The 22,683-nt window shown below is 50.6% G+C and carries 20 protein-coding genes; 15 read left to right on the top strand and 5 right to left on the bottom strand.

The window, feature by feature from the left end; all coding sequences use genetic code 11:
- Positions 1 to 47: 47 nt before the first annotated feature.
- From DFR60_RS12240 to DFR60_RS12205, 8 genes are all read left to right on the top strand, one after another.
- On the top strand, positions 48 to 1,487 hold the full coding sequence (locus DFR60_RS12240) for an ABC transporter substrate-binding protein (RefSeq protein WP_110323146.1): 1,440 nt from the start codon (positions 48 to 50) through the stop codon (positions 1,485 to 1,487).
- Between the two features lie 21 nt (positions 1,488 to 1,508).
- Positions 1,509 to 2,444: a carbohydrate ABC transporter permease gene (locus DFR60_RS12235; protein ID WP_110323145.1), complete on the top strand. Its 936-nt coding sequence runs from the start codon at positions 1,509 to 1,511 to the stop codon at positions 2,442 to 2,444.
- Complete coding sequence (locus DFR60_RS12230; RefSeq protein ID WP_110323144.1) at positions 2,444 to 3,283, top strand: carbohydrate ABC transporter permease; 840 nt, start codon at positions 2,444 to 2,446, stop codon at positions 3,281 to 3,283. Before DFR60_RS12235 ends, DFR60_RS12230 begins: the two co-directional genes overlap by 1 nt.
- A gap of 314 nt (positions 3,284 to 3,597) precedes the next feature.
- Positions 3,598 to 4,698: a Gfo/Idh/MocA family protein gene (locus DFR60_RS12225; RefSeq protein WP_110323143.1), complete on the top strand. Its 1,101-nt coding sequence runs from the start codon at positions 3,598 to 3,600 to the stop codon at positions 4,696 to 4,698.
- A 1-nt stretch (position 4,699) separates the two neighbouring features.
- Entirely contained in the window at positions 4,700 to 5,596 is an 897-nt protein-coding gene (locus DFR60_RS12220) for a Gfo/Idh/MocA family protein (RefSeq protein ID WP_110323142.1), read from the top strand.
- A gap of 20 nt (positions 5,597 to 5,616) precedes the next feature.
- Positions 5,617 to 6,687: a Gfo/Idh/MocA family protein gene (locus DFR60_RS12215; protein WP_110323141.1), complete on the top strand. Its 1,071-nt coding sequence runs from the start codon at positions 5,617 to 5,619 to the stop codon at positions 6,685 to 6,687.
- A gap of 29 nt (positions 6,688 to 6,716) precedes the next feature.
- Entirely contained in the window at positions 6,717 to 8,498 is a 1,782-nt protein-coding gene (locus tag DFR60_RS12210; protein ID WP_110323177.1) for a sensor histidine kinase, read from the top strand.
- Entirely contained in the window at positions 8,495 to 10,033 is a 1,539-nt protein-coding gene (locus DFR60_RS12205) for a response regulator transcription factor (RefSeq protein ID WP_110323140.1), read from the top strand. The genes DFR60_RS12210 and DFR60_RS12205 overlap by 4 nt, the downstream gene beginning before the upstream one ends.
- On the opposite strand, the gene DFR60_RS12200 is transcribed toward DFR60_RS12205, so the two are convergent.
- Positions 10,025 to 11,149: a glycoside hydrolase family 88/105 protein gene (locus tag DFR60_RS12200; RefSeq protein WP_110323139.1), complete on the bottom strand. Its 1,125-nt coding sequence runs from the start codon at positions 11,147 to 11,149 to the stop codon at positions 10,025 to 10,027. The two genes, DFR60_RS12205 and DFR60_RS12200, sit on opposite strands and share 9 nt — an antisense overlap.
- A gap of 83 nt (positions 11,150 to 11,232) precedes the next feature.
- Here DFR60_RS12200 and DFR60_RS12195 point away from each other — a divergent pair, with 83 nt between their 5' ends.
- On the top strand, positions 11,233 to 12,123 hold the full coding sequence (locus DFR60_RS12195; protein ID WP_110323138.1) for a helix-turn-helix transcriptional regulator: 891 nt from the start codon (positions 11,233 to 11,235) through the stop codon (positions 12,121 to 12,123).
- 231 nt (positions 12,124 to 12,354) lie between these two features.
- The gene (locus tag DFR60_RS12190; RefSeq protein ID WP_243005057.1) at positions 12,355 to 12,798 is read left to right on the top strand and encodes an EFR1 family ferrodoxin; all 444 of its coding nucleotides are present in this window, start codon (positions 12,355 to 12,357) and stop codon (positions 12,796 to 12,798) included.
- A gap of 100 nt (positions 12,799 to 12,898) precedes the next feature.
- On the opposite strand, the gene larAH6 is transcribed toward DFR60_RS12190, so the two are convergent.
- Both larAH6 and DFR60_RS12180 read right to left on the bottom strand, forming a co-directional pair.
- The gene (gene larAH6 / locus DFR60_RS12185) at positions 12,899 to 14,152 is read right to left on the bottom strand and encodes a nickel-dependent malate racemase, LarAH6 family (protein WP_110323137.1); all 1,254 of its coding nucleotides are present in this window, start codon (positions 14,150 to 14,152) and stop codon (positions 12,899 to 12,901) included.
- Positions 14,153 to 14,156: 4 nt separating this feature from the next.
- Entirely contained in the window at positions 14,157 to 15,338 is a 1,182-nt protein-coding gene (locus tag DFR60_RS12180; RefSeq protein WP_110323136.1) for an NAD(P)-dependent malic enzyme, read from the bottom strand.
- 258 nt (positions 15,339 to 15,596) lie between these two features.
- Between DFR60_RS12180 and DFR60_RS12175 the strand changes: the two genes are divergently transcribed.
- From DFR60_RS12175 to DFR60_RS12160, 4 genes are all read left to right on the top strand, one after another.
- Positions 15,597 to 16,493: a LysR family transcriptional regulator gene (locus DFR60_RS12175; RefSeq protein WP_110323135.1), complete on the top strand. Its 897-nt coding sequence runs from the start codon at positions 15,597 to 15,599 to the stop codon at positions 16,491 to 16,493.
- Between the two features lie 240 nt (positions 16,494 to 16,733).
- Complete coding sequence (locus DFR60_RS12170; protein ID WP_002602055.1) at positions 16,734 to 17,522, top strand: DUF3100 domain-containing protein; 789 nt, start codon at positions 16,734 to 16,736, stop codon at positions 17,520 to 17,522.
- A gap of 97 nt (positions 17,523 to 17,619) precedes the next feature.
- Positions 17,620 to 18,078 carry a hypothetical protein gene (locus DFR60_RS12165; protein WP_002602054.1) on the top strand — a complete coding sequence of 153 codons (459 nt, stop codon included), beginning with the start codon at positions 17,620 to 17,622 and terminating at the stop codon, positions 18,076 to 18,078.
- Between the two features lie 36 nt (positions 18,079 to 18,114).
- Positions 18,115 to 19,200: an acyl-CoA--6-aminopenicillanic acid acyl-transferase gene (locus DFR60_RS12160; protein WP_025531349.1), complete on the top strand. Its 1,086-nt coding sequence runs from the start codon at positions 18,115 to 18,117 to the stop codon at positions 19,198 to 19,200.
- A 137-nt stretch (positions 19,201 to 19,337) separates the two neighbouring features.
- Here DFR60_RS12160 and DFR60_RS30890 read toward each other — a convergent pair whose 3' ends face one another.
- Positions 19,338 to 19,538, bottom strand: a complete 201-nt coding sequence (locus DFR60_RS30890) for a hypothetical protein (protein WP_243005056.1) — start codon at positions 19,536 to 19,538, stop codon at positions 19,338 to 19,340.
- A 119-nt stretch (positions 19,539 to 19,657) separates the two neighbouring features.
- On the bottom strand, positions 19,658 to 20,059 hold the full coding sequence (locus tag DFR60_RS30885; protein ID WP_243005055.1) for a hypothetical protein: 402 nt from the start codon (positions 20,057 to 20,059) through the stop codon (positions 19,658 to 19,660).
- A gap of 387 nt (positions 20,060 to 20,446) precedes the next feature.
- Here DFR60_RS30885 and DFR60_RS12150 point away from each other — a divergent pair, with 387 nt between their 5' ends.
- Complete coding sequence (locus DFR60_RS12150; protein ID WP_110323134.1) at positions 20,447 to 22,669, top strand: DNA topoisomerase III; 2,223 nt, start codon at positions 20,447 to 20,449, stop codon at positions 22,667 to 22,669.
- Positions 22,670 to 22,683 lie beyond the last annotated feature (14 nt).

Genomic DNA, 22,683 nt, shown 5'->3' with positions numbered 1-22,683 from the left:
AACAGATGAGGAAGCTTCCCAAATAAAAAGAAAGGATAAAGGCGATTATGAAAAAAAGAATAGCTCTGATTGTGGCGGCAGCACTTGCGGCGGCGACAGTAATGACGGGGTGCAGCAGCGGAAACGGGAAGAAAGAGACAGGGACTTCGGCGGCGGAAGGTATGGCGGGAGGTACAGCGGCTGAACGTGCGGACGCAGGCAAGGGGCAGGAGGTACAGGAGAGCGAGACCTCCGACCCCATGGCAGCCATTACCGATGATGCAACGAAAAAGACGATTACATACTGGCATACATTTACAGAAGGGGCACGCAAAGACTATATCGACGAGTTGGTAGCCGAGTACATGAAGGAACATCCAAATGTGACCATCAATGTAGAGGTGTATCCGTGGAATGTATTTACTCAGAAATGGACGGCGGGGCTGGCGGCCGGAGCGCTTCCGGATGTCAGCAGCGTAAATCCGGACAACTTATTTGCAATTAATCAGGCGGGGGCGGTGCTGCCCATGAATCCTCTGATCGATGCGCTGGGAGAGGACTATTTCCTTGGAAAACCACTGGAGAATTTTACGGATGGGGACACGGTTCTGGGGATTCCCTATTACCTTCATTCCTATGTCATGTGGTACCGCAAGGACGTATTGGAGGAAAAAAATCTGTCTGTGCCGAAAAACTGGGATGAGCTGTTAAGCACGGTGTCTGCGGTGGCAGATCCGCCGAACAGATATGGATTTACCATTGCCATGTCTAAAAACGACCAGATGTGCGCACAGCTTCTCAGCTGCTTTGCAAAGGCGGAGGGAGCTCCGTTAATTACAGAAAATAATAAAGGGAATTTAACCGATCCGAAGGTGGTAAAGGCAATCCAGCTGATGGCGGACCTCTATAAGGCAGGCTCTCCGGAAGGCTCCGTAAACTATGGGCTCTCCGAGCAGAATGACGTATTCTTCCAGGGAAAATCGACGTTTGCATTTGGATCGGGCTTCCATATCAATGGAGTCAAACAGAATTCACCGGAGCTTCTGGATAAGATAGCAGCGGTTCCGTTTACGGGACCGGATGGGGAAAATCTTGGAGCTACCACATTTGTCATTGGTCTGATGGGATGGAATCAGACGAAGTACCCGGAAACGGTATATGACTTCATCAAGTTCCATTTTGAAAAGGAACGCTATATTGATTTCCTGCATCTGATTCCGGGCGGCCAGCTGCCGGCGACGGCGGAAGCTGCGAACTCAGCAGAATTCTATGATGATGAGACTATCCAGAAATTCAAGACAGAGATTGAGTACATCCAGGAAGGGATTGAGAAGGGAACCTTTATCGGTATGGACTATGGCCTTACGCCTGCGGCCTCGGCGCTGACCAGTCAGGGCATTATCGAGGAATGTCTGCAGGATATCGTGCTGAACGGGACTCCGGCGGAGGAGGCTGCGAAGAAAGCGAATGACAAGCTGAACGCAGCGATTGAGATCTTGATGGAATAATAGCATTACAGGAGGAATTTTATGAGGCAATACCGGGATCGGCAAAACGCCGGAAAGAGTGTCAGGGACCGGATAGCGGATTTTGTGGACCGCCATATGTGCGGGGTTTTCATTACTCCGGCATTTCTCGTGACCATACTGCTGCTGGCATATCCGATATGTATCAGTGTGTATTACAGCTTTACCAATAAGAGCCTGCTGGGAAAAGCGGTTAAGTTCGTCGGGTTTAACAATTACGTGTCGGTTCTGCAGAATCCGGAGTTTTACCACGCGCTGTGGAACACCCTTGTATACACCGTGATTTCACTGTCTCTGCAGCTGTTTTTCGGATTTATAGTGGCTCTGTCACTTCATAAAATCAGCCGGTTCAAAGGGATGTTCCGAACGCTGGTGCTGATCCCGTGGGCATTTCCCATGATTATCGTTACCTTTACATGGTCCTATCTCTTAAATGATCTATATGGGATCGTCAATGCCAAGCTGCTGCATTGGAATCTGATTGCACAGCCGATTCAGTTTCTGGCCAGCCCGAAGATCGCCATGCTGACGGTGAGCCTGATCAATGTGTGGTTTGGAGTCCCCCTGTTTGCCATTAATATTCTGGCGAGCCTGCAGACGATATCCAAAGATTTATACGAAGCGGCCCAGATTGACGGCGCCAGCCCGTTTCAGAGATTTCGATTTATTACGCTGCCGTTTGTGAGGGTCGTAGTGGGACTGCTCATTATTCTGAGGACAATCTGGATTTTTAACAGCTTTGACCTGATATTCCTCCTGACAGGAGGAGGTCCGGGAACCTCCACGGAAACGGTGCCGATCTTCGCCTACCGCATGGGGTGGACCCTGTATTCCCTGGGAAGGTCTTCGGCTGTGACCATTCTGCTGCTGCTGTTTTTGACGGTGGCTTGTCTGATCTATTTTAAGATATTAGACCACTGGGAAGAGGAGGTGGCGTGATGAGAGCGAGACTGCATAAAAACGGATGGACCATACTGTCCTATGTGATTCTTACCGCCGCGGTACTGCTGGCGGGAGGACCGCTCGTTATCGTGATATTTGCCTCTTTTAAGGGACAGTTTGAGATTGTCAGCAACACGGCGGCCCTTCTGCCGGAACGGTTTTCACTGTATTGGTTTAAGGATCTGCTTCATAAGACGGACTTTCTGATATACGTGGGGAACAGTCTTCTCTACTCGTCGCTGTCCACGGTGCTGGGCATGACGATCTCCTCTCTGGCCGCCTATGCGATTACGCGGTTTGGGGGCAGGAAACAGAAGATTCTGACGAGAGTAATTGTGATGACCTATATGTTTCCGCCGATTCTGCTGGCAATCCCTTACTTTATCCTGGTGTCGAATCTGGGGCTTGCCAATACGCTGCCGGGATTATTAATGGCTTATATGTCATTTACCGTTCCCTTCTGTACCTACCTGCTGGTCAGCTACTTTCGGACGGTGCCAAAGGATATCGAGGAGGCGGCCCTGATAGACGGACTCCGAAGGCCGGGGGTGTTTCTCCACATCGCGCTTCCGCTGGTGGCGCCCGGGCTGGTAGCTACGGCTATATTTGCATTTATTAACGCGTGGAATGAATTCTTATACTCCCTTCTGATTATCAGCAGCGGGGATAAGCAGACCGTTTCCGTGGGCCTTTACTCCCTGAAGGGCGGTATGGAGACGCTTCAGTGGGGAGATATGATGGCGGCGTCAGTTCTGGTCGTCATTCCGTCGATCGTGTTTTTCTCGATTATACAGAAGAGCATTGTAGGGGGGCTTACCGCGGGGGCAGACAAATAAAGGTAACAGTTCAGCCTCCACCGGCCCTTGCTGCCCGGTCTGTCCCGGCTGGCTCATGGGGCCTTTCCAGTTCCGGTTTCGGGGATAAGCAATTCTAAATGTGCAAAATTTTTCTAAAACCCAGAGAAAATGTCCAAACTCGCTGCGCTCAGACAAGTGGGCATTTCCCCTGAACGAAAAATTCTGCGCATTAAGAATTGCTAATCCCCTGCAAAGTCACAGGAAAGGCCCCATGAGTCAGCCGGGACAGACCGGGCAGCAAAGGCCGCCGGAGGCTGAACTGTTACAAATAAAGCTGGAGAGAGGAGAAGAAAATGGCTGGATATGGAATTATCGGATGCGGATATGCGGGTGGCATCCACGCGGATAATCTTGCGGGACTGCCGGGGGCGCGGCTGGCAGCGGCCTTTGATCTGGATTACGAGCGCTCGAAGGCGTTTGTGCGGGACACGGGGGCTTATGCGGCTCCGACAATCGAGGAGTTGTGCAGCAACAGGGAAGTGGAGGCCGTAATCATCACGACTCCCAATAACAGCCATGTGGCTCCTGCCATCCTTGCGGCAGAGGCCGGAAAGCATGTGTTCTGTGAAAAACCTGTGGCATTGAGTTTAAAAGATACGAAAGAGATGCTTGATGCGGCGGAGAAGGCGGGGGTACATTTTTTTGCCGCGCATACAACCAATTTTATCAGGGGTGTCCAGACGGCGAAGGCGCTGCTGGCCGCGGGAGAGATCGGAGAGCTGCTTATGATTGAGGCCGTTCATACGGACTGGGCGGGGCCTCAGAAAACCATAGGCTGGAAACAGACGAAGGAAATCTCCGGAGGTCATCTGTACCACCACATGCATGAGGTGGATTTAATCTGCCAGCTGGCCGGTCTTCCGGTTTCGGTATATGCAAAAGGGAAGAATCTGGTCCATCACGGAGATGGCTGCGGAGATGAGGAGGATGCCATATTTCTGAATATGGAGCTTCCGGGAGGTGGTTTTGCATCCCTGACAATCGGTTCCGCATTCCGCCTGGGAGATCACTTTGTAAAGCTTCAGGGAAAGATGGGTGGAATTCTGATGGATTTTAAAAATTCCTTTGTCCGCCTGGAACATGACCGGGGGGAGACGCTGTATCCCATGCAGGAAAATGAGGCGGAGGATGAGGAACGCAGGAACGGGTATCGAAAAAACAGAACGGACGCGGGGAAGGGATTTGGTAAGCCGGGAATGAAGACCTCTTCCTGGATGCAAACCATATTTTATAAGGAACTGATGTGTTTTGATGAGGTGGTCAGAACCGGGAACGCAGCTCCCGGCTGTGAGACGCTGCTGGATGGAAGCGCAGCCTTAAACTGTGTAAAGGTACTGGACGGAGCCAGGGAGTCCGTGGCCGTGGGGATGCCGGTCAGACTGGAGGCGAGATAGCATGAAGCTGGGAATCATAGGGCTGGATTCTTCCCATGCGGTTCAGTTTTCAAGAATCCTGAATGGGGAGAAGGAAGCGTTTCATATTGGCGGCCATCCGGTGACCGCAGCGTATCCGGGCCCTGTATCACAGGATTTTGATATGAGCCGGGACCGGATGGAGAATTTTACCAAAGAAGTTGCCGGCGATTGGGGAGTAAAATTATATTCATCCATAGCGGAGGTGATGCAAAATTCAGATGCGGTCTTTTTGGAACAGGTTGACGCAAGAAGGCGGCTGGAGCAGTTTCAGGAGATGGTCTGCTTTGGGAAGCCAATCTATGTTGATAAACCGTTTGCGTTAAATACGGTGGACTGCAGAGAGATGTTCAAGCTGGCGGAACAGTATGGAGTACCGGTTTTATCTACTTCCTCTCTCCGCTTTGCGGACGGCCTTACAGCCGCACTGAAGCAGTGTGAGTGGCATTCTGTGATTGGAGCCGATTTCTTCGGCCCTATGCCGTTTACCGCTACGCAGCCGGGGTATTTCTGGTATGGGGTCCACATGGCGGACATGCTTTACAGGACCATGGGGACGGGATGCAGCAAGGTTTCCGTCATCCATACCAGTGAGCATGATATCATCACCGGAGTCTGGAAGGATGGGAGAATCGGAAATATCCGGGGAAACCGATGTGGAAACGGCAACTTCGGAGGAACCATATTTCATGAATCCGGCAGTGTGTTTATCGATGTATCCCAGGACAAGAGAGGGTATTATGAGTGTCTGGTAGAACAGATTATCCGGATGTTCGATACCGGACAGAGTCCCGTTACGAGGCAGGAGATGACAGAGGTGGTCCGTTTTCTGGAGGCCGCATGTGAGAGCCTCACGACCGGGCGGGAAGTGGTATTATAAATTAAGGAGAGATAAAATAGATGATACGAATAGGTGTTTTGGGCTGCGGCTATTTCGGGGCAGAATTTGCCAGAGCCATAAAGGAGAGGGAGGACGCCCAACTGGCGGCGGTTTACAGTCCCGGAAAAAGTTCGGAGCGGTTAAGCCGGGAGCTGGGCTGCCCACGGGCTTCCTCTGTCGATGAGATCATGGAAAATGCGGATATCGACGCCGTGATCATTGCCACGCCGAACTATCTGCATCATCAGCATGTACTGGCGGCGGCCGGAGCGGGAAAGCACATTTTCTGTGAAAAGCCGTTTGCACTGAACGCAGAGGATGCCGCAGAGATGGTGGAAGCGTGCCGGAAGGCAGAGGTAACGCTGATGGTGGGTCACATCATGCATTTTTATCAGGGAATTGCCAGAGTTAAGGCGATGATTCAGGATGGCTTTTTCGGTGATATACTCACCATGCATATCGAACGTACCGGCTGGGAGCAGAAAAAGGCGGAAGTGAGCTGGAAGAAGATGCAGGAGAAATCCGGAGGCCATCTATTCCATCATATTCATGAGATTGATATTATGCAGTGGATCATGGGAGTGCCTACGGAGATGTACGCGGTGGGAGGAAACTTAGGGCACCGCGGGGCAGAGTTCGGAGATGAGGACGATGTGCTCCTGCTGACCGCCAGCTTTAACGGAAATGCATTCGCAACGCTTCAGTATGGCTCGGGTTTCCGGGTGGGAAACCATTTTATCCGTATTAACGGCACGAAAGCGGGAGCGGTGATCGATTTTAAGCGCGCCGAAGTTCGTGTGATCAGCGATGCGGGGGAGACGCAGTTTCCGCTGTTTGAGGATGAGAAGAGCGCGAGGGCGATCTGCGAGCTGTTTGCCCGAACCGACGGCGGTATCTCCTACGGATCCCCGGAGGAACGGCCTCCGGAGTATATTCTGGTCTCTCTGCGGGAGGAGCTGGAGCTGTTTCTTCATGTGGTAAGCGGGGGAGAGATACCGGAAGAGAAAAAAGATTTATTTGACGGATCATCGGCGGTTCATTCGGTTATGATTGCGCAGATGGGATGCCGTGTCAGAGGGAGGAAGTCATAAAGGAGAAGGAAAGAGGGCTGCATCATAAGATGATGCAGCTCGTGTGGATTGATATTATTATATTTTTTCTGATCGCGGGGGCCGGCGTGATTCTGTCACAGCGCATCTACCGCCAGGATATGGAGACGGAGACTTCTAATGTATTTGAAGCCTCCTTTTCGAATATAGAAAACACGCTTCATTTTGTCGAAAACATCGCTTTTAACATCATGAATGACAAGACGGTGAAGGAGGCGCTGCGGGCGGTAAACCAGGAGAGGGAGGACCGCTACGCACTGGTAGATGATTTGTATTACCGCCTGATTACCGGATCGCTGGTGGCAAATGACGCAGTCTCCATTATTGTAACAGACTTAGAGGGACGCCAGTACGCGACGGGAAGCCTGGACTACAACCTGACAGAGGAGGAGCAGGAGAAAATCAGGCTTCTTATGGAGGAACGCTCTTCCAGAACGGAGCCGGTGTGGCTGGAACGGGGGAATGGCCAGGAACTGCTCTATGGCCGGGAACTCTATGACACCCCGTTTGGGGGACACCGCCCGCTGGGCATGATACTGATTCGTGTGAATCTGGATAAGATGATGGCGGAGAGCAGGCAGGGAAGCCTTGCGAAGGGCAATATCGTAATTTTTTACCATGAAAATCCTATTTACGCGGGAGACAAACGAATCTTTGACAGCCCGGTGCTGCTGGATTCTGTGAGAAAAGAAAAAAATGGAGGCTCCGGACGGTATTTCAGGACCGAGGGGGAGTCTGAATTTCCCGGGATTACGTATCTGGGGTATGAGAGATACAAAGAGATGATGACATCAACGAACACGCTGATGATATTCTTTACAGCGGCTATTTTATTCATATTGATTGCGTCATTTCTGGCGACGGCCCGTGTGGTTCATCACATAACGGCTCCTATCGCATTTTTGAGCAAGAAAATGAAAGCGGTGGAGGAAGGGGATTTTTCGGTACAGATTGACAGAGACCTTTTGGATACGGATATTATGGAATTCGAGGAACTGGCGGCTAACTTCAACCTCATGACGGGAGAGATCGGACGGCTGGTGGAAGATAATTACTTAAGGACAATCAAGGAGAAGGAGTACCAGATCAAGGTCCTTCAGGCGCAGATCAATCCCCATTTCCTTTATAATACGCTGGATGCCATTAACTGGCTGGCCATGGACAGCGGGCGGCCTGAGATATCCAGTATGGTTCAGTCGCTGGCGACTCTCTTCCGCGAGGCGACGAAACAGCAGCAGTATCTAATCCCGCTGAGGGAAGAACTGACACTGTTATCGTGCTATGTAACAATTCAGAAAATACGGCTGGAGGAACGGCTGGAAGTGGCGTTCACCATTCCGGAAGAGTGTATGGATATGAAGATTCCCAAACTCTCTCTTCAGCCGATCCTGGAAAATTCGGTGAAATACGCGGCTGAGGTTACCATGAAGCCGTGTCTGATTGAAATCAGGGCCAGAAGGAAGGGAAACCGCCTGATTCTCTGCATTTGGGATAACGGGCCGGGGATTCCGGAACAGATCCTGGCACAGATCAGAGAGCGGCGGGTGCCTGGCAATACGGGAATCGGCCTGTTAAATATCGAGGAGCGGATTCAGATGCTGGGAGGGACCGGCAGCGGGTTAAAGATTTATTCCCGCGGGCAACGAGCCAAACGGACACGCTGGCGCGTCCATTTGGCGACTGCCGCGAGGGTCAAAACCCCCGATGCCCGCAGCGGGGTTTTTGACTTAAAAAAAGGGCGGGGAACATGGATTACGCTGTGTATCTGCCAGCCAGGAGGTGAAAGCAGTTGAAATACCGGGCACTGATTGTAGACGATGAACGCATCATAGTAAATGGAATTATGAGACTGCCGATCTGGCTTTCTCTGGATATTGAGCCTGTGCCCGCCATGACGGGCCTGCAGGCTCTGGAATTAATGGAGCAGTGCCGGTTTGATCTGATCATTACAGATATCCGTATGCCGGAAATGGACGGCCTGGAATTTATCTCTCAGATGAGAAAAGTGTACCCGGACATACCGACCGTGGTTCTGTCCGGCTATGATTCTTTCGCCTATGCGAAGGAGGCTATCCATTACGGTGTTTCTGATTATCTGTTAAAGCCTATTTCCCAGTTGGATTTAAGTGATACAATCACCAGGATTTTTCATGAGATAGAAGAAAAAAAGGAAGCCCGGCAGCAGGAAGAGATGCTGCGCGGTACTGTAAAACAGACGATCCGGGATGCCAATGCCCAGCAGCTGGAAAACGGCTTGCTGGGGGGGCCGGACAACGGCCGTCTTGACCGGCTTCTGGGCTCCGGTTATATCTTGGCGGAGTGTATTCCCTGCGAGAGGGAGGAAGAAAATCTGGGAGGTCTCAATATACTCCTGGAAAACATAAAACAGATCGTCCTGGGACCCCGCCGGGACAGCAGGGCAGTCGTCACGCTGTTTATGGGCCACGTTGTATTTGCGGTAAATCAGGAAACAATGGATTTTGGCCGTCTCCTGTCGGGAATCCGGGAATGGAGTGATAAAAACGAATACCCGTTTTCTGTATCCTGGATTCCGGTTACCTCCGGGGATTGTCTCGCAGATCGCTACAGCCTCCTGACCAGAATTTCCTCATACCGTTTCTACTACGACAAGTTCTGTATCTTATCCGAAGAAGAAACGAAATCCGTAGAAGGGGAGCCCTGCTTTAACGCGCTGGAAGAGGCCGTAAAGGACGGAAATGCGGAGCTGGCTCTGACAGAAATGGAAGATGTGATATACGACCTGAGGCGCTTAAACAAGTCTCCGGAAGAAACAAGGACCTACTGTGCCAGACTCTATCTTCTTCTGGCCAAATACACGAATGAACACGTTCGGGAAACCGGAATCGTCAGGCTCTTAATGACGAGTGCCCGCACCGACTTTAACGGTCTGGCGGCCATGCTTCGCCAGCTTTTAACGCAGTGGGAGACCGACAGGTCAGAGAAGAACCAGGCCAGCTTCAGCAGTACCGTGCAAAAGGCCATGCTGTATGTACACGAACATTTAAGCGACGAGGGACTCTCCATCGCCGCAGTAGCCGGAACGGTTCTCTTCATCCACCCGGACTATTTCGGCAAGCTCTTCAAGAAAGAAACCGGAATTGCATTTACACGGTACGTCATGGACTTACGCATGGACCGCGCTAAAAAACTGATCGCAGAAAAACCAGACATCAAGGTCTACGAGCTGTGCGAAGCCACCGGCTTCGGTGAAAATCCTCACTACTTCAGCCAGGTCTTCCGTTCCTGCTGCGGATGCACGCCGAGCGAGTATAAGAGGGCGATGGGGAATGTGAAAATATCATTTTAAATTATCTAACGCCTGAATCAAAGCCAAAATCGTAAGTGACTGTCCATAAGCCATCGGCGCGATCAATATCTTTTTGTAATGTTCCCTGTCAGCCCCCATCCCGGTACCGCCTGACACGTTCAGTACGGTGCCTTCCTCATCGATATTATTCATGACGGCCCGGATGCCCTTCCAGGCACAGTCCAGATAGGAATCATCAAGGATACCAAGCTTGATTCCTTTTAAGATCCCCGCGGTGATGGCGGCGGAGCCGGAGACCTCCTCGTAGCTGGCCGGATCATCGAGTACGGTATGCCACAATCCTGACTGGCTCTGCAGCTTCTTTAATGTACGGACCTGGCTCTTATAAGTGTTTACAATGAATTCCCGGACGCCCGCATCCAGGCTGCCCTTAAACATCTCCAGATACTCCAGAATCCCCGCGGTAAACCAGCTGTTGCCGCGGCACCAGAAGACGCCTCCGAAATTATCGCGCGTATTAAACGTCCAGCCGTGGTAGAAAAGTCCTGTTTTCTTGTCGTATAAGTATTTGATATGTAAGAGTACCTGGTGAATGGACTCGCTGATCCAGTCCTGGCGGTTGTATTTCTGGCCCATTCGGTTTAAGAAGAGAACGGTCATGAACAGGGTGTCGATCCACATTTCATTTTCATTTAAACGGACGCCCAGGCGGTCGCCGTTGGCGCTGGTCACGTGCTGAAAGCCGCCTTCCTCCGTGCGGGGGAGGCAGCGCATCAGCCAGTCGGCCCAGCTTAAGCAGAGAGACTCAAATTCCGGATCAGGGCAGATTTCGTTTAGCTGTACCAGCGTCAGCAGCGGAGTGGTGGTGTTGATGTTGCGGGACGGAAGCCCCTCGGCCATGTTGCATTTAAACCAGCTGCATAAGAACTCGCGGTATTCGTCCTTTTTTTCAACCATCATGATCTTGTAGAGACCGTATAGGCCGACGCCCTGCGGCCAGTCCCATTCGCTGATTCCGAAGTCACGGCGGAAGAAGCCGATGCTTTCGCCCCCGTTCTCCAGTTCTGTTTCATTTTCAGGGCCGCCGAGCGTTAAGAGCTTATTTACGACCAGGTCAAGCTTTCGGGTGATTTCTTCTTTTTTCAGTTCCTGCATGAGTAGGAGACTCCTTTCTTATAGAAAATTAATGGGTTTTATTATATAATGGTTCCAAATGCTGCAGACAGGAGGGACGAGGCATGGAAGCCGTTATCTATTACGCCAGGACCGATGGCATTGAACTGGAACGAATGATACGCAAGGGTCACTTTAATATGCATGGAAAGCATTTCCACAACCAGTATGAGATCTTCTATCTGCTGGAAGGGGAACGGCGTTTCTTCTTTGACAACCGTTCTTATCTGGTAAGAGGCGGATCACTGATTCTGGTGGATGAAAACTCGATTCATATGACCACGGCGAACAGCGAACAGGAAATCGGCCATGACCGCATTATCCTCTATGTGGAGCGGGATAAAATGAAGGAATTTGACCGGCTGTTCCCGAATCTGAACCTGGTTAAGTTTTTTCACCAGCACTATGGGGTATTTCCGCTGAACGAAAGGCAGCAGAGGGAGTTTATCGACCTCTATATCAGGCTTCAGGAAGAATTTGACAGCAGAAAACGAAATTACAGGGCCATGATCGAGACGGAAATTATCCAGTATTTTATTCGTTTTATGCGCGAAAATCATACTCCGGCCATTGAACATACGGATGTGAGCGCGCCTTCCAAATACCAGAATATCTACGCGGTGGCCGACTATATCTCGGAGCACTTTGATGAAACGATAACGCTGGATCTGCTGGCCGACCAGTTTTATATCAGCAAATATTATTTGAGCCGCACCTTTAAGGAAATTACGGGTTACGGCATCAGTGAGTATTTGAATATTCACCGCATCAGGGAGGCGAAGCGGCTGCTGGAGGAGACGGATTTGAGCGTGCAGCAGATTGCCCATAAGCTTGGATACGAGAGTATCACGTATTTTGAGAAGGTGTTCAAAACGTATATGACCATGTCTCCCTTGAAGTATAGAAAAACAATGAATACGGTGACGTATACCAACGGACCGACGAGCAAACCGTAAACGCCGGCCCGTTGTTTATGCACTTTTTTATCACGGTCACATTGTAGCATGTATGAAAGATTTTATGTTATCAGATATTGCGGATTCGAGTGGAAAATCAAACTATATTGTGGTCAGGTGCTAGAGCCTCCCGGCACTACGCTTTTTAATCCCTTCTGGATAGGGGCGTGGATTTGTGATATGCTGGAAACGTATAGAAACGGTTGAACGATCGGGATCAGGAGAAAAAGGATGGTTGGGATCTATTTGAAGATGCCTGACAGCATCGGCGATGAGAGAGCTTTAAAAAGGCCATTGGAGAAAAACAGGGAGCTGGTAGTGAATGCCGGCAGCAAAATAAAGAAGGCCGCTGCCGCTTTAAAATGCGGGGAACCGCCCCGGGAAGGCCTTGGGGTTCTCTGGCATCTGGCCGGATTGTTTGGGCAGAGGCTGTATTTCTTTTATAAGACAAAGGAATATACTGATAAGCTGAAGATAGACGCAGGTCGGTGTATTGGCTGCGGAATGTGTGCCAACCTGTGCCCTATGGAAAATATTCAGGTAAAGGATAAAACGGCTGTGCCGGGAAAGCGATGTACGATGTGTTACCGCTGTATCAACCAGTGTCCGGTGCAGGCAATCACACTGCTGGGAAAGCGGGTGGTTGAGCAGTGCGATATAAAGAACTATTTGTAGAGAGCGTTTGGCTCTGAACGCAAAAACGCATAACTAGGATGTTTATGCGTTTTTGTGTATTTATATAATTGTTTCTGCAAATGTGACCAGCAGTTCATTCTTACAAATCCTCAACCACCGGAAGCGTAGATCCACCAAACGGCATAACGAGTACGGAAGCCTCCGCCCCTAATTCCTCAAAGGCCTGATCGACAGCCTCCTGAACGGACGAGAACGGTGTCATAAATATATTTCTGACAAATTCTTCCTCCATGTGAGAGACGAGAAATACCTTCGCATGTTCCAGAACCATGGCGATTGCCGCGGCCTTATGGCCGCCCAGCTGAAAATCGGTCTCGATGCGCTTAACTAAGTCGGAAGGCCGGTCCGCGCCGAGCATCCATTCCTCAAAGACCCGTTCGCCCATGCCCTCCCGGCAGGAGCCAACCAGGACGATGATTCCGTTCTCTTTTACCGCGTATTTACCATTTTCCAGGGCTTTCTGTGTCTGGTAGAGATTCAGATCCTTTGGAGCACCGCCCTGGGATACCAGGACGATGTCTGCCTTGCGGCTGATCTCTTTCCGGTAAAAACGGTCCAGAAAGCGGCAGCCAGCCCTGTGGGCCGTGATGATATCTCCGCAGACGGAGTAGACGATCTGCTTGGTTTCATCCAGAACCACATTGACAATAAAGTCAACCGGACAGCAGGCAAGAGCGTCCTCCAAGTCCTTCCGGAGGGAATTGCCTTCCAGCTTGCCAGCGCACGCATCGGGTCTGACCATGCGGGAGTGGTTGGCCTGGATCGCCGCCCTTGTGGAGACTCCCGGCATGATAGCCTTTGCTCCGCCGGAATATCCGGCGAAATAGTGGTATTCGATGTTGCCCAGACAGATACGGCAGTCCGCCTCTGCCACAGGACGGCAGATGTCTACGGGGGTGCCGCCGGGCGTGGTGCCCATGTGAACGAAATCAAATTCCGAGGAATCGACACAGCGCACCTGGCGGTAGACGGATTCCCCGACGAGATGGAGCTTTTCTTCCTCCGTCTGTGTCCGGTGGCTGCCGAGGGCAAATACGATGGTTATCGATTCCGGTTTAACCCCGGCAGCATACATGCGTTCCAACAGCTGCGGGAGAACGACGTGAGAGGGCATGGGGCGTGTGATATCGCTTGTTACAATGACGATTCTTTCCTTTCCTTTTACAATCTCCTCCAGGGAACGTGTTCCGATCGGATGGGAGAGTGAACGATTCACTTCCTCCGCCCCGGTGGTGGCGACGGTTACTTCATTGGGATAGAGAATTCCGTCTATGTTTTTATCAGGCAGCTCCACAATCTGTGGGGTGGTGCCGAAGCCTATTTTCAGTTTCATACAATCAGTTCCTCACTTTGCGTGCGACTTTGCTGCGGACCGCCGCTTCTCCTACGGCTCTGGCGACGGCAGCGCTGACTCTTTTATCCAGTGGATTCGGAATAATACAGTCACGAGACAGCTCTTCATCGGTCACCAGACCGGCGATAGCCGCTGCGGCAGCCATTTTCATATCCTCGTTGATATCGGAAGCCCTGACGTCCAGCGCTCCGCGGAAGATTCCCGGGAAGGCTAAAAGGTTGTTGATCTGATTCGGGAAATCGGAGCGTCCGGTGGCAACAACACGGGCGCCGCCGGCTTTCGCCTCGTCCGGCATAATTTCGGGAACCGGGTTAGCCATGGCAAATACGATGGAATCCGGTGCCATGGTGGAGATCATGGCCGATGTTGCAATCCCGGGGGCCGATACTCCGACGAAGATATCTTTGTCTTTGATAATTGTCTCCAGCGAACCGCGTTCCTGGTGCGGATTGGTGACAGCGGCCATCTCCTGCTGGGCCGGATTCATAAAGGACTCTCCGGGGGCCAGCGCCCCGCATTTGTCCGTCATCACGATGTCACGGAAGCCGTGAGACATGAGGAGGCGGCAGATGGAGATTCCGGCAGACCCGGCGCCGCTGATCACGACCCGAGCAGTCTCTTTCTTCTTTCCGGTCAGCTTTAATGCGTTGATGAGACCTGCCAGCACGACGATGGCCGTCCCGTGCTGATCGTCGTGGAAGACAGGGATGGAAAGCCGCTCTTTCAGTCTTCGTTCAATTTCGAAACACCTGGGGGCGGAAATGTCCTCCAGATTGATGCCGCCAAAGGTGGGGGCCATGCATTCCACGGTCCGGATGATCTCATCCACGTCCTTTGTAGCCAGACAGATGGGAAATGCATTGACTCCGGCAAATTCCCGGAACAGGATGCATTTACCCTCCATGACAGGCATGGCGGCTTCTGGACCGATATCACCGAGGCCAAGTACCGCGGTTCCGTCTGTGACGACGGCTACTAAGTTTCCGCGGCCGGTGAGTTCATAACTCTCCTCAGGATTACGGTGGATCTCCACGCAGGGCTGGGCGACTCCCGGCGTATAGGCCAGCGATAAATCTGTTTTGTTTGTAATAGGAAGCCTGGAAACGATGTCCAGTTTCCCTTTCAGCTTCCGGTGCAGTTCTAATGATTCCTGTGCATAATTCATTTTCTCACCCTCCAGTGTGTTGTCTGCTTAAGGGGAAGGGCAGAGAGATTTTTCATATCTCTATCATAAGGGAGAAAAGCAGGTATTGTAAAATAATAATTAATGATGAGATAATAACTAAAAGTTTTGAAAAATCGGCGAAAATTTGATAAAAATTAAACAATACTTGAAATGAAGCCTGTCAGGTCTTACTATTAATAAATAATATGAATGGACATAGAATGATATAAGGCAGGAAGTTTGGAGAGGGAGAATGGTATGAAATTACATCAGCTTCAGTATTTCAGAGAGGTATGCGCACAGAATGGAATCACAAAAGCGGCGGAGACGCTTCATATATCCCAGCCAGCCGTCTCCAATGCGATCAAGGAACTGGAGGAAGAGTTTCATGTCAAGCTGTTTAAGAGAGTGGACAAGAGGCTGATTCTGACGAAGGAAGGCGCCTGGTTTCTCCTGGAGGTGGAAGAGCTGCTGAGCAGGGCCAATGCTCTGACGCAGAAAATGTACCACTTGGGAACGCAGAAAAATCTGATCAGAATCGGGCTTCCGCCGATGATCAGTGTGATGGCGTTCCGGCTGATCCAGGACTTCCACTCCGCCCATCCGGAGATCGAGCTGGAGCTGTATGATGAGGCTTCCCTTACCTTAAGAAGGATGCTTCAGGAGGATAAGGTGGATGTAATCATTGTCAGCGGCATGAACACGGACTTTACGAACCTGGGGTTCTGCAAGCTTCAGAGGAGCGAGCTCCTGTTCTGTGTGAACCGGAATCACCCGCTGGCTGGTGAGCCGTGCGTATCCATAGCACATGCGGCGCTGGAACCCGTGGTGATGTTTAAGAGCAGCTTCCATGTAAGGGAAAAGGTGCTGGAGCGCTTCCATGAAAATGGCTGTACACCCCGTGTCATGTGGACGACGCAGCAGCTCTATACGCAGCTTCAGCTGATCCGGAACGGGATGGCGGCTGGTTTTCTGTTCCGGGAGATCGTCGAAAATGAAGAGGATATAACCGGAATCCCGCTGGACCCACCTATGGAGACCGATATTGAGATGGTGTGGCTGAAGAACGGGAAGGTATACCAGGACATCAACTGTTTTATCCGGTTTACCCAGGAACACTGCCGGAAATACGGACTGAAGTGTGTGAAGGAATGAGGATAAAACCGGATAGGAAAGACAAAGGAAATGGACAGGAAAGAGCTGTATTTCGGCTCTCTCCTGTCATTTTCAGTTATGATGAAATAATTAAATGTTATTTTACAGATCGCGCAGGATTCTATAAAATGGAAAGTGCTTGAAGGGGAAGAAACAAAGGAGTCTGTACAGTGCGGTGGGCGTTCTGACAGATCATGAGAGGTGTAAAGAAAAATAAAAATAATGTCTGGGAGGTTTCATATGTTTGCTGATAAAATATGGGGAGATTACAAGTTTCATCTGGTTATTCTGTTGTGCTGCGTTTTGGCCGAACTCGTCGGTCCCATACGGATACCGCTGGGAGGCGTTACCATTACGCTGCTTCCGTTACTGTATTCCATGATTTTCGTATTAGTCGTATATCTGATCAAACCTATCAAATTCGTAAAAGAAAAACAGGCGGCCACGGGTTCTGCCATGCTGACCTTAAGTGTTGCCTTTCTGATGGCAAAGCTGGGAATCACCAGCGGCGGCTCCATTGAACAGGTAATCAGTGCAGGTCCGGTTCTGATTCTGCAGAATCTGGGAAATATCGGCACACTTCTGGTCGCACTTCCGATTGCTCTCCTTCTTGGCATGGGAAGAGAGGCCGTCGGCATGACCCACGCGATGAGCCGTGAACCAAACGTGGCGCTGATTTCCGATATGTTCGGGGCGGACTCGGCCGAGTTTAAGGGCGTTATGACCTGTTATATCGTTGGAACTATTTTCGGAACCATCTTCATGAGTATCATCCCGCCGCTCTTTGTGAGCCTGGGAATCTTCACCCCGGAAGCGACTGCCATGGCCGTCGGCGCCGGCAGCGCATCGATGATGACAGCCGGCCTGGCAGGAATTATGGAAGCCGCGCCTTCTGCGAATCCGGATACACTGACCGCATTTGCAAGCATCAGCAACGTTATATCTTCCTCAATCTCTGTTTATCTGGGATTATTTATCACAGTACCGTTGGGCAATGTGATCTATAAGGCGATGAAAAAGGGAAAATAGGCCGCCCATTGGATTGGGCCTGGCACAATGTGTGACAGGCGTGAAGGGCCGCACCAAAATAATAGAACAATAGAGGGAAAATAAGGAGGAGTTTCGTATGGAGAAGGAAAGATTTTCTGGGATGTTTATGGATTGGGTAATGACATTTCTTGTGGTTGCCATACTTGCAACCGTTTGTAATATTGTGGGCTATGACGGAGGATTCATAGAGTCTCTTCCGGGCATGCTGATATTCGGCCTGATCAGTCTGGCAGGCCTGACAGTGAAACATTTCGTTCCTGGTAATTTACCGGCGGTAGCCTATATCGCTTTAATCGGAATGATCGTGGCAATGCCGTTTTCTCCGATTTCCGGATTCGTGGTTTATTGGGCGGGCAAGGTGTCATTGATGGCTACCGTTACACCGATTCTGGCCTATGCGGGCGTTATCGTGGGCAGAGACTGGCGTGATTTCTTAAAGATCGGCTGGAAGGGAATCGTGGTATCCCTGCTGGTTATCTTTGGTACGTTCCTGGTCTCCGGAGGAATCGCACAGGTTCTCGGAAACATTCTGTAAACGTGAAAAATAGAGGAAAGCAGGAGGAAGAATGGAATGGGGAATTTTCCATATGTAGAAATTGAGGGTACACCGTTTGAGATTGGATTTCAGCACGGAGAGCTTTTTAAGGATAAGATTTTAAACAGCATCCAGTGTTATAAGGAAATGTTTATGGATTACTCGAATCTGGAGTGGTCCAGGGCAAAGAAGCTGTCTACCAGATTTGTCGAGGTAATCCGGGACTACAATCCGGATTATCTGGAGGAGATTCGCGGTGTTGCAGAAGGGTCCGGACTGGATTTTGAAGATATTCTGGCTTTAAACTGCAGAAGTGAGCTTGTATTTGTGGGAAATGAACTCGACAAGGCCGACGGCGGCTGTACCTCCATCGGAATCAGCAGCGATGCCGGAGCGGGCGGAGATGCGTTCCTGGCTCACAACTGGGATTGGAAGACCAGCCAGAGAGAGTCCATGATTATGATGAAGATCACACAAAAAAACGGCAGGCCCACCATCTTTATGGTAACTGAGGCGGGAATTATCGGAAAGACGGGATTTAACAGCGCTGGTGTAGGTCTGTACTTAAATGCGCTGTCCACAGACCAGGCGCCGAAGGGGCTTCCGCTCCACATGGCCATGAGAGGGATTCTGGACTGTGAGACGCTGGCCGAGGCAGTCAAGGCAGCTACCAGATTTCAGCTGGGCTGCTGCGCCAACTTCATGATCGGCCATAAGAACGGGGAATGTGTGGATATTGAGATTGAAAATGAAGAGTTTGACGTGCTCTATCCGAAGGATGGAATCATCGTCCACACCAATCATTTTATCAGCAGCAGGCTCCCAATTCTGCCGAGAAAGGATATGGGGAAACGTAAGTTTACGGATTCCTTTGTCCGGCTGGGAAGAGCGGATAAACTGCTTCGAAAGAAAGGAAGCGAAATTTCGGAGGAAGATATCAAGGCCGTTTTAACGGACCACGTGGAGTATCCTTCCAGTATCTGTCGTCACGACGATGAGAAGCTGGAAAAGGGACTGCGGATGGGAACCGTATTCTCCATGATTATTAATCTGACAAAGGGCGAGATCCTGTTCTGCAAGGGAAATCCCTGTGAGTTGGAGTATGAGAAGTATCGGATATAGGTCAGAGAAGTGTCTGGATCTATGCAAAAGCGTATGACTTTTGGCGGCAGAGAGAGCCTTAGTGGCTCTTCCTGCCGCTGTTTTTTTCGGTGAGATTATTTTATGCAGTCGTGATATCAAGGCGGCCTTTTAAGGAATCAGACAGAGGTCCGGCCCCAGAATTCTTCCATATATCTGACTGCGGCGGGGGAATCCAGTTCCAGCTTTTCAATCAGCTTTTTACGGGTATCATCATAGGAAAATCCTGTTTCCCGGCAAATGGAAATCAGAGCGCCGGCGCCTCTTTCTATGCCCTTTTCAAATCCATCTTTCACCAGCATTTGACCTAATGGTGTCATGAATAGCACCTCCTTTACCTGGTTTAAATCGTCTTTTGACAGAAACTTGTTTGCAAGTGTATACAGGACTGCCTGCATCTTTTTTAAATCTGTCTCTGATAGAGCGCCGGATTTAGTGATCAGCTGATTTGCCAGAATAATCCGGTCTTTAATTCTGACAAGATTTCCTTTACGGTTGATGAACAGATCACATAAGTCGTGATATCGACGTGACAGATATACGCGGTGACTGCTTCATAACTGCGGAAGCGGCGCAGATCCTCCTCCTTGATACTGTCGCTCTCAAACTCCAGATGAATCCAGCTCTGGTCAGGCTTAATGAAGTTAAAGTCTTCATATAGCTGCTTCGCTTCCAGATGGACAAATTCCGTTTGGCCGACTGTCACCGGTTCCGCAGTGATTTTTAAGTATGACAGCAGTTCATCTCCGAAAAACTGCATGGCGCTCTTTAAGACAAGATCTTCTGCCGGAAAGTTGTCCGGTAAATCTTTGGAGCCGCCTGCATCATTCGTATTGCTCATATAGCCTCCGTTTCCAGCTATATAAGAACCTATCTCCATTATAATATTTTTTTAAAAAACAGACAATAGCCCTGCTTATTTTTCTGGTATTATTTACAATGATTTTTGGTGATATGGGAATTCTTAAGTCCGAACGGACGTAGAACGCCTGGTGAATTGGGCAGAAAGGAATGCGGACAGAAACCGGATTCCTGTGGCGATAGCTTCTTATAAAGGCTATCATCGGTTTTCTGATAGTAGTATATCATGGACAGGCGGCCCGGGACAAGCTGTTTTTCCATCCTCACGTTGCAATTTCCCCCGCATTTCCTTATAATAGGAGGACAGAGGTTCACCAAAATAGGAGGACAGAGATTCACCGGAATCAGTCAGGAGGAATAAATAAGAATGAAATCTTTAGTAATTGCAGAAAAGCCGTCGGTGGCGCGTGATATTGCCAGGGTCCTTCGCTGCGGAAGGAATCAAAACGGCGCGCTGGAGGGCGATCAATATATTGTAACCTGGGGGCTGGGGCATCTTGTGACGCTGGCGGACCCGGAAGATTACGACCCGAAGTATAAGACGTGGAAGATGGAAGACCTTCCCATGATGCCGGAGCAGTTTAAGCTGGAAGTGATCAAACAGACGGGAAAACAGTTCAGCGCGGTCAAGGCGCAGCTTCAGAGGAAGGATGTGGGCGAGATCATTATCGCCACAGATGCAGGCCGGGAGGGGGAACTGGTGGCCAGGCTGATCCTGGAGAAAACCGGATGCCGGAAGCCGATCAAGCGACTCTGGATTTCGTCTGTTACGGACAAGGCCATTAAGGACGGATTTGCGAAGCTGAAAAACGGCCATGAATACGACAATCTCTACGATGCCGCCATGTGCCGGGCGGAAGCAGACTGGCTGGTGGGTATCAATGCTACCAGAGCTCTGACGTGCAAGTACAATGCGCAGCTGTCCTGCGGCCGTGTTCAGACCCCGACTCTGGCAATCATCGCCAGCCGGGAGGAGGAGATTAAGAATTTTGTGCCGAAGCCCTATTACGGAATTGCTGCAAAGAGCCAGACGCCACCGCTCACGCTGACGTGGCGCGACGAAAAGTCAAAGAGCTTCCGCGCCTTTGATAAGGAACGGGTGGAAGGAATTATGAAGAAGATCGAGGCAGGCAGCGGCCAGGGGCTTGTAACCGAGGTAAAGCGTATTCCGAAGAAGACGTATGCACCGCAGCTCTATGATCTGACAGAGCTTCAGCGGGAGGCAAACCGGAAGTTCAATTATTCGGCCAAGGAAACGCTCAATATCATGCAGCGGCTTTACGAAAATCACAAGGTCCTGACGTATCCCAGAACGGATTCCAGATACTTGAGCTCGGATATCGTACCGTCAATCAAGGAGCGCCTGGAGGCCTGCGGCGTGGGCCCGTACCGGAAACTGGCCGGGCGCCTGATGAATCAGAAGATTGTGGCTAAGCCGTCTTTTGTGGATGATAAGAAGGTATCGGACCACCATGCCATCATACCGACGGAGCAGTTCGTACAGCTGGACCATATGACTGTGGAGGAACGCAAAATCTATGACCTCGTGGTGCGAAGATTCATCGCCGTTCTCTATCCGCCTTTCGAGTACGAGCAGACGGAGCTTACGGTAGAGCTGTCCGGTGAAAATTTTGCCGCGAAGGGCAGGATCGTAAAGAGCGCCGGATGGCGGGAGATCTATGAGGGGCAGGATGACGATGAGGATGACGGAGAGGAGTCGGAGCGGCAGGAGATACGCGCGCAGAAACTTCCGGATGTAAAGAGAGGGGACAGGATTCCAAAGCTTGCCGTCACAATGACGGAAGGAAAGACGAAGCCGCCGGCTCCATTTAACGAGGCGACGCTGCTTTCCGCTATGGAAAATCCTACCGCCTATATGGAATCGAAGGATAAAGCCATGGCGAAGACGCTGGGAGAGACCGGCGGTCTGGGTACCGTCGCCACCAGAGCAGATATTATTGAGAAACTGTTCTCCAGCTTCTTACTGGAGAAACGGGGGAAGGACATCTGCCTGACCTCCAAGGCGAAACAGCTTCTCACCCTGGTTCCGGAGGATTTGAGAAAACCGGAACTGACTGCCGACTGGGAGATGCGGCTTTCGAAAATTGCGGATGGAAAGCTGAAGCGAGCCGCCTTTATGAAGGATATCCGTTCCTACTCCAATGAATTGATCTCCCAGATTAAAAGCGGAGAGGGCCAGTTCCGCCACGATAATTTGACGAATACAAAATGCCCTGTCTGCGGCAAGCGGATGCTTCTTGTAAAAGGGAAGAACAGCGAGATGCTGGTGTGTCAGGACAGGGAATGCGGCCACAGGGAAACCGTAGCCAGGACCAGCAACGCACGCTGCCCGGTCTGCCATAAGAAGATGGAGCTTCGTGGAAAAGGAGACAGCCAGATATTCGTATGCAAGTGTGGTTATAAGGAAAAACTGTCGTCCTTCAAGGAACGCCGGGCCAAAGAGGGCGCAGGCGTATCGAAAAAGGATGTGGCAAAATATTTAAACCAGCAGAAGAAGGAGGCGGAGGCGCCGATCAACTCAGCGTTTGCGGATGCGTTTGCAAAATTAAATTTGGATAAGAAGAAATAATGGAATAGTAACGC

This window comes from Hungatella effluvii (genome assembly GCF_003201875.1).
GTDB lineage: Bacteria > Bacillota > Clostridia > Lachnospirales > Lachnospiraceae > Hungatella > Hungatella effluvii.
Note: the sequence above shows the minus strand (reverse complement) of the source record. Positions and strands in the feature narration are given on the sequence as shown.